Raw genomic sequence first — 2802 nt, forward strand, 5'->3', positions numbered from 1 at the left:
ACAGTGGACGCGAGCAACTGAGGACAAGCCCTCGGCCTATTAGTACCGGTCAACTCCACCCATTACTGGGCTTCCATATCCGGCCTATCAACCCAGTCGTCTACTGGGAGCCTTACCCCATCAAGTGGGTGGGAACACTCATCTCGAAGCAGGCTTCCCGCTTAGATGCTTTCAGCGGTTATCCCTCCCGAACGTAGCCAACCAGCCATGCCCTTGGCAGAACAACTGGCACACCAGAGGTTCGTCCGTCCCGGTCCTCTCGTACTAGGGACAGCCCTTCTCAATATTCCTACGCGCACAGCGGATAGGGACCGAACTGTCTCACGACGTTCTAAACCCAGCTCGCGTACCGCTTTAATGGGCGAACAGCCCAACCCTTGGGACCGACTCCAGCCCCAGGATGCGACGAGCCGACATCGAGGTGCCAAACCATCCCGTCGATATGGACTCTTGGGGAAGATCAGCCTGTTATCCCCGGGGTACCTTTTATCCGTTGAGCGACGGCGCTTCCACAAGCCACCGCCGGATCACTAGTCCCGACTTTCGTCCCTGCTCGACCCGTCGGTCTCACAGTCAAGCTCCCTTGTGCACTTACACTCAACACCTGATTGCCAACCAGGCTGAGGGAACCTTTGGGCGCCTCCGTTACCCTTTAGGAGGCAACCGCCCCAGTTAAACTACCCATCAGACACTGTCCCTGATCCGGATCACGGACCCAGGTTAGACATCCAGCACGACCAGAGTGGTATTTCAACGACGACTCCACCATGACTGGCGTCACGGATTCACAGTCTCCCACCTATCCTACACAAGCCGAACCGAACACCAATATCAAACTGTAGTAAAGGTCCCGGGGTCTTTCCGTCCTGCTGCGCGAAACGAGCATCTTTACTCGTAGTGCAATTTCACCGGGCCTATGGTTGAGACAGTCGAGAAGTCGTTACGCCATTCGTGCAGGTCGGAACTTACCCGACAAGGAATTTCGCTACCTTAGGATGGTTATAGTTACCACCGCCGTTTACTGGCGCTTAAGTTCTCAGCTTCGCCTGGACGAATCCAAGCTAACCGGTCCCCTTAACGTTCCAGCACCGGGCAGGCGTCAGTCCGTATACATCGCCTTACGGCTTCGCACGGACCTGTGTTTTTAGTAAACAGTCGCTTCTCGCTGGTCTCTGCGGCCACACCCAGCTCACACTGCAAGAGTGATCACCGGACATGGCCCCCCTTCTCCCGAAGTTACGGGGGCATTTTGCCGAGTTCCTTAACCATAGTTCACCCGAACGCCTCGGTATTCTCTACCTGACCACCTGAGTCGGTTTAGGGTACGGGCCGCCATGAAACTCGCTAGAGGCTTTTCTCGACAGCATAGGATCATCCACTTCACCACAATCGGCTCGGCATCAGGTCTCAGACTATATGTCGCGCGGATTTGCCTACACGACGTCCTACACCCTTACCCCGGGACAACCACCGCCCGGGCTGGACTACCTTCCTGCGTCACCCCATCACTTACCTACTACCACCTTGGGCCGGCGGCTCCACCACTCCTCATCACCCCGAAGGGATCAAAGGCGGCTTCACGGCCTTAGCATCAGAGGATTCGATATTGGGCGCTTCAAAGCGGGTACCGGAATATCAACCGGTTGTCCATCGACTACGCCTGTCGGCCTCGCCTTAGGTCCCGACTTACCCTGGGCAGATCAGCTTGACCCAGGAACCCTTAGTCAATCGGCGCACACGTTTCTCACGTGTGTATCGCTACTCATGCCTGCATTCTCACTCGTGAACCGTCCACAACTCGCTTCCGCGGCTGCTTCACCCGGCACACGACGCTCCCCTACCCATCACGATCCCCGTTAGAGGTATATATCGCAATGACACGACTTCGGCGGTACGCTTGAGCCCCGCTACATTGTCGGCGCGGAATCACTTGACCAGTGAGCTATTACGCACTCTTTCAAGGGTGGCTGCTTCTAAGCCAACCTCCTGGTTGTCTCTGCGACTCCACATCCTTTCCCACTTAGCGTACGCTTAGGGGCCTTAGTCGATGCTCTGGGCTGTTTCCCTCTCGACCATGGAGCTTATCCCCCACAGTCTCACTGCCGCGCTCTCACTTACCGGCATTCGGAGTTTGGCTAAGGTCAGTAACCCGGTAGGGCCCATCGCCTATCCAGTGCTCTACCTCCGGCAAGAAACACACGACGCTGCACCTAAATGCATTTCGGGGAGAACCAGCTATCACGGAGTTTGATTGGCCTTTCACCCCTAACCACAGGTCATCCCCCAGGTTTTCAACCCTGGTGGGTTCGGTCCTCCACGAAGTCTTACCTCCGCTTCAACCTGCCCATGGCTAGATCACTCCGCTTCGGGTCTTGAGCGCGCTACTAAACCGCCCTATTCGGACTCGCTTTCGCTACGGCTTCCCCACACGGGTTAACCTCGCAACACACCGCAAACTCGCAGGCTCATTCTTCAAAAGGCACGCAGTCACGACATGCAAGCAAGCTTGCATGCGACGCTCCCACGGCTTGTAGGCACACGGTTTCAGGTACTATTTCACTCCGCTCCCGCGGTACTTTTCACCATTCCCTCACGGTACTATCCGCTATCGGTCACCAGGGAATATTTAGGCTTAGCGGGTGGTCCCGCCAGATTCACACGGGATTTCTCGGGCCCCGTGCTACTTGGGAAATGAGCAAGCAAGCCGTCAATGTTTCAGCTACGGGGGTCTTACCCTCTACGCCGGGCCTTTCGCATGCCCTTCGCCTACATCAACGGTTTCTGACTCGCCGACCGGCCGGC

1 rRNA gene is annotated in these 2802 nt (G+C 56.6%); it reads right to left on the reverse strand.

The features are described from left to right. Positions 1 to 19: 19 nt before the first annotated feature. Positions 20 to 2802, reverse strand: a 23S ribosomal RNA gene (locus tag C6N75_RS10200); the annotation flags it as partial.

The organism is Streptomyces solincola, assembly GCF_002982015.1.
GTDB classification, from domain to species: domain Bacteria; phylum Actinomycetota; class Actinomycetes; order Streptomycetales; family Streptomycetaceae; genus Streptomyces; species Streptomyces solincola.